The organism is Actinomyces sp. S6-Spd3 (assembly GCF_000758755.1).
GTDB lineage: Bacteria > Actinomycetota > Actinomycetes > Actinomycetales > Actinomycetaceae > Pauljensenia.
The window spans coordinates 1-698 of record NZ_JRMV01000259.1 but is presented as its reverse complement, the minus strand read 5'-3'; the positions used below and the strand labels follow the sequence as shown (position 1 = coordinate 698).

Sequence of the window (698 nt, the reverse complement as noted above, 5' to 3'; positions counted from 1 at the left end):
CTGTTTTGTGGGGTAGTAGTCGATACTGAGAAATCGGAAGCATTGTTATTGGTGTCCGCACCGCTCGCGCGTTGGAACGATTTGTCGTCCTTTGACTTGTTTGCATTTGCAGCGGACTCAAAAACCTTTGTGTCGCCCCATCCAAAGGCATCAACTACATTTGCGTCTGCGGAAGTATCGCCCGCAACCGTTAGAGCTTCAGTGCCTTTTGCCAGGATGACGCTTCCATCATTTCCGGCAAGGCTGAAGTTGCCCTGAGCGTCCGGATCGTACTTTTGGAAGGCTTCGTGTTGACCGTTCTTGTCTGCCGAGTTTCCAGCAAGCAAGAAGTATCCTTTAGCTGCAATCGTTCCTTGCAGAGGAGAGACGCTGGCTTTCGTGGCAGTTAGGTTCTTTTTGCTGAAGTACTGAAGTGACATGCCGTCAAGCGAGATCGCTTCAGTTGTTGGGTTGTACAGTTCAACAAAGTCACGAAGCGTGCCGTCGGCACTGTCTCCGCGCGTGTAAACTTCGTTGATTACTACGTTGTCGCCCGCTGGGGTTGCCAGGGACGGCACGGGGGTGAGCGGGGTTAGAATCAGGGCGCCCGCAGCGGCTACCGCAATCCCACCCGCAAAGCGTTTGAGCTTCACCATAAGATTCCTAGTCTCTTTGAGATTTCTTATTCACGTCGCGCTGAGGCAAATATGTACGTCTTT

At 52.1% G+C, this 698-nt stretch carries 1 protein-coding gene; it reads right to left on the bottom strand.

The annotated features are described in order from the left end of the window. Window positions 1-635: lamin tail domain-containing protein (locus HMPREF1627_RS02055; protein ID WP_034500748.1), on the bottom strand; the 635-nt coding region annotated here is incomplete at its 3' end. Window positions 636-698 lie beyond the last annotated feature (63 nt).